Raw genomic sequence first — 4,188 nt, 5'->3', positions numbered from 1 at the left:
GAGTTGCCGATCGTCGCCGTGGCGTCCGCGTCAGCACGGGCGCTACACGTTCGGCTGAACGCCGCGCCCCGGTTCGTTTTCCTGCTTTGCCGCGTAAACGTCGAATGAGCGGAGTGTGGCGCTCCCGCTCGTGTACGGCCCTTGAGACACCCCCGCCGCGCCGCGGCGAAACGGACGTTTACGCGCTTTTTATACCCCGACGCGATCCTTTGCCGCGATCTTCACGTGAACCTTCATAAGATGGTTGCGTGGAAACGGAAGCCGCACGCGAGTACGCGCGAAGGCAGCCGGCTCGCCTGACCGATGCCGGCTGCCTTCGCGCCGGCGCGCCGGCAAAAGGAAACCGCCATGTCTCTCGCCCCCCTGACAGGCCCGCGCTCCGCGCAGCCGGGCCATGCGCGCACGGCCGCGCGTTCGATGTTCGATCCCGCGCTCGTGCGTCCGGCGATCGCCGATTCGTTCCGGAAACTCACGCCGCGCACCCAGTTCCGCAATCCGGTGATGTTCTGCGTGTATGTCGGCAGCATCCTGACCACGATCCTGTGGATTGCCGCGCTGTTCGGCCAGGCCGAAGCGCCCGCCGGTTTCATCGTGGCGATCGCACTGTGGCTGTGGTTCACCGTGCTGTTCGCGAACTTCGCCGAAGCGCTCGCGGAAGGGCGCTCGAAGGCGCAGGCCGCATCGCTGCGCAGTGCGAAACACAACGTGGTCGCGAAGAAGCTCGCGGCGCCGCGTGCGAAGGCGGCCGTCGAGGTGATGGCGTCGGCCGACCTGCGCAAGGGCGACGTCGTGCTCGTCGAAACCGGCGATACGATCCCCGCCGACGGTGACGTGATCGAAGGCGTCGCATCGGTCGACGAATCGGCGATCACCGGCGAATCCGCGCCGGTGATCCGCGAGGCGGGTGGCGATTTCTCGTCGGTGACGGGCGGCACGCGCGTGCTGTCCGACTGGATCGTCGTGCGCGTCGCCGTCAATCCGGGCGAAGCGTTCCTCGACCGGATGATCGCGATGGTCGAGGGCGCGAAGCGCAAGAAGACGCCGAACGAAATCGCGCTGACGATCCTGCTCGTCGCGTTGACGATCGTGATGTTGCTTGCCACCGCCACCTTGCTGCCTTTTTCGACGTTCGCGGTCGAAGCGATGAAGGCCGGCCACGTGGTGACGATCACCGCACTGGTTGCGCTGCTCGTGTGCCTGATTCCGACGACGATCGGCGGGCTGTTGTCCGCGATCGGCGTGGCCGGGATGAGCCGGATGATGCAGGCGAACGTGATCGCGACGTCGGGCCGCGCGGTGGAAGCCGCCGGCGACGTCGACGTGCTGCTGCTCGACAAGACCGGCACGATCACGCTCGGCAATCGCCAGGCGTCGGCGTTCGTGCCCGCGCCGTTCGTGACCGAGGAAGCGCTGGCCGATGCCGCGCAGCTGTCGTCGCTGGCCGACGAAACGCCGGAGGGTCGCAGCATCGTCGTGCTCGCGAAGCAGCGCTTCAACCTGCGCGAGCGCGACATGCAGGCGCTGCATCCGGTGTTCCTGTCGTTCAGCGCGCAGACGCGGATGAGCGGCGTCGACCTTTCCCCCACGGGGACTTCCTCCGGGGCGCCCGGCCGCGAGATCCGCAAGGGCGCGGCGGACGCGATCAAGCATTACGTCGAGTCCCACGGCGGCCGCGTCACGCGCGAAGTCGAAGCGGTCGTGACCGACATCGCGCGTCGCGGCAGCACGCCGCTCGCGGTGGCGGAGCGAGTCGACGGCGTCGCGCGCGTGCTCGGCGTGATCGAACTGAAGGACATCGTGAAGGGCGGCATCAAGGAGCGCTTCGCGGAACTGCGCAAGATGGGCATCAAGACCGTGATGGTGACGGGCGACAACCGGCTGACGGCCGCGGCGATCGCGGCGGAAGCGGGTGTCGACGATTTCCTCGCGGAAGCGACGCCGGAAACCAAGCTCGCGACGATCCGCGAACACCAGGCGGCCGGGCGCCTCGTCGCGATGACGGGCGACGGCACCAACGACGCGCCGGCGCTCGCGCAGGCCGACGTGGCCGTGGCGATGAACACCGGCACGCAGGCGGCGAAGGAAGCCGGCAACATGGTCGACCTCGACTCGAACCCGACGAAGCTGATCGAGATCGTCGAGATCGGCAAGCAGATGCTGATGACGCGCGGGTCGCTGACGACGTTCTCGATCGCGAACGACATCGCGAAGTATTTCGCGATCATCCCGGCCGCATTCGCGACGACGTACCCGCAGCTGCGCGTGCTCGACGTGATGCATCTCGCGTCACCGGCGTCGGCGATCCTGTCGGCGGTGATCTTCAACGCGCTGATCATCGTCGCGCTGATCCCGCTCGCGCTGAAGGGCGTGCGCTATCGCCCGCTCGGCGCCGCGCCGCTGCTGCGCAGGAACCTGCTGCTGTACGGCTTCGGCGGCGTGCTGCTGCCGTTCCCGTTCATCAAGCTGATCGACATGGTGCTGGTGGCATGCGGATGGGCCTGAGCATGGGTGCGCATCATGCCGCGTGCGCAGGCGCTGCCGCATGAGTGAACCGGCCGTCGTCATCGTGATCGTCGACGAAGACAGGTTCATCCGGCATTTCGTCCGTGTCGCGCTGAAGGCCGAACACATGCACGTCTGCGAGGCCGCGACCGGTGCGGCGGGCGTGGCGGCCGTCGGCGCGCGCCGTCCCGACCTGATCGTCGCGGACACGAACCTGCACGACATGGGCGGCACCGAACTGATCCGTGCGCTGCGCGCGTGCTCGGCTGCGCCCCTGATCGTGCTGTCGGCGCTGAGTGCGGAAAGCGACAAGGTGGCCGCGCTCGACGCAGGCGCGGACGACTACCTGACCAAGCCATTCGGCGCCGCCGAGCTGATCGCGCGAATTCGTGCGCACCTGCGGCGGCAAGCCGGCGGCGGGCGCCTCGATGCGGTGCGAGTGTGCTTCGGCGACGTGAGCATCGATCTCGGCGATCGCCAGGTGTTGCGCGGCGGGGCGCGCGTGCATCTGAGTCCGATCGAATTCCGCTTGCTGGCCGTGCTCGCGCATCATGCGGGCCGGCCGCTCACGCACGACCGTTTGCTGAACGAGGTGTGGGGCGCGACGCACGGCAAGGATGCGCACTATCTGCGCGTGTATGTCGGCCACCTGCGGCGCAAGCTGGAGCGTGATCCGAGGCGGCCCGCGTACATCGTCACGGAGACGGGTGTCGGCTACCGGCTCGACGGCGTGCGGTAGCGACGCGTTCAGGGGTTCGCGGCCGTCCGCAGCTCGTCGCTCGCGACGCCGTTCGAGCGCCGCAACTGCGCATCGAATTGCTGCACACGCAGTGCGACCCGTTGCGCATAGCGCTTCGTGCCGCCGTTGTAGCGCACGAGCGCGGTTTCGACGTCGCCGTCCGCATCGTCGAGATAGCCGCGGAAGATGGCCGCACCGATCCGCACGTTGGTGGCCGGGTCGGACAGGTCTTTCACATGCGCGACGAGATCGCGATGGGCGGTGGGCATCACCTGCATCAACCCGCGCGCGCCGGCGACGCTGACCGCGTGGCGATCGAAGCCCGATTCGACCGCGATGATCGCGAGCAGCAGCGCCGGGGCAAGCCCGTAGCGATCCGATTCGGTCTGCACTGCGCGGGCGATCGTGCGCGCATCGGCATACGCGACGTGGAAGCGGTTGCGCAGTGCGACGATGATCGTGTCGAGGGTGGGAGGCGGCGATGCATCGGGCGTGCTGGCGGCGGTGGCCGGCGCTGCAGGCGTGTCGTCGGCATGCGCGGGCAGGGCGATCGACAGTGACAGTGCGATCGGGAATGGCAGCAGAAGCCGCTTCAGGCGCAGGGCCGGATGCACACGCATACGTGGCAGCGGCCGGTCATACGATGGATAGGTTTCCTGCATGTCGTCGCATCGTGGTTCCGATGCGACGACTGTACGCAGTTATGCGTTGCGACCGTCGAAAGAAACGGGTTCACCCGATAAATGGCGCGTAAAGACGGGCGACGAGCGCGTTGCGTCACTCGTCGCGGCCGTGCGTATCGCCACCGCCTTTTGCGAGGCGCCACGCAATCGTGCCGAGCACGCCGACCGCGACGACCAGCGCGCCCCACAGCACGTAGCGGCGCGGCGCGTCCGTATCGACGGCCGGCGTCGGTGCGACCGCCGACACCGGCAACGCCGCGCCGA

3 protein-coding genes and 1 pseudogene are annotated in these 4,188 nt (G+C 68.1%); 2 read left to right on the top strand and 2 right to left on the bottom strand.

The genetic code is table 11. From position 1 onward, the window contains the following. The first annotated feature begins 417 nt into the window (after positions 1-417). On the top strand, positions 418-2,502 hold the full coding sequence (kdpB, locus tag G3N93_RS35480) for a potassium-transporting ATPase subunit KdpB (RefSeq protein ID WP_206135063.1): 2,085 nt from the start codon (positions 418-420) through the stop codon (positions 2,500-2,502). 40 nt (positions 2,503-2,542) lie between these two features. Next, positions 2,543-3,241 (top strand): response regulator, encoded by a 699-nt coding sequence (locus G3N93_RS35475; RefSeq protein WP_206135061.1) that lies wholly within the window; start codon positions 2,543-2,545, stop codon positions 3,239-3,241. Between the two features lie 8 nt (positions 3,242-3,249). Here the strand turns inward: G3N93_RS35475 and G3N93_RS35470 are convergent, their stop codons facing one another. Together G3N93_RS35470 and G3N93_RS35465 are read right to left on the bottom strand one after the other, a co-directional pair. After that, positions 3,250-3,903, bottom strand: a complete 654-nt coding sequence (locus G3N93_RS35470) for a lytic transglycosylase domain-containing protein (protein WP_206135060.1) — start codon at positions 3,901-3,903, stop codon at positions 3,250-3,252. A 115-nt stretch (positions 3,904-4,018) separates the two neighbouring features. Next, positions 4,019-4,188: pseudogene (locus G3N93_RS35465) on the bottom strand (DUF3999 family protein); the annotation flags it as partial.

It is taken from the genome of Burkholderia sp. Se-20378, assembly GCF_017104665.1.
In the GTDB taxonomy this organism is placed as follows: domain Bacteria; phylum Pseudomonadota; class Gammaproteobacteria; order Burkholderiales; family Burkholderiaceae; genus Burkholderia; species Burkholderia lata.
The sequence above is the reverse complement of the archived record's forward strand: the minus strand, read 5'-3'. Positions and strand labels throughout refer to the sequence as shown.

Coding starts and splice junctions, on each gene's coding strand:
- kdpB (WP_206135063.1), top strand. CDS start 418: ATGTTCGATCCCGCGCTCGTGCGTCCGGCGATCGCCGATTCGTTCCGG.
- G3N93_RS35475 (WP_206135061.1), top strand. CDS start 2,543: ATGAGTGAACCGGCCGTCGTCATCGTGATCGTCGACGAAGACAGGTTC.
- G3N93_RS35470 (WP_206135060.1), bottom strand. CDS start 3,903: ATGCAGGAAACCTATCCATCGTATGACCGGCCGCTGCCACGTATGCGT.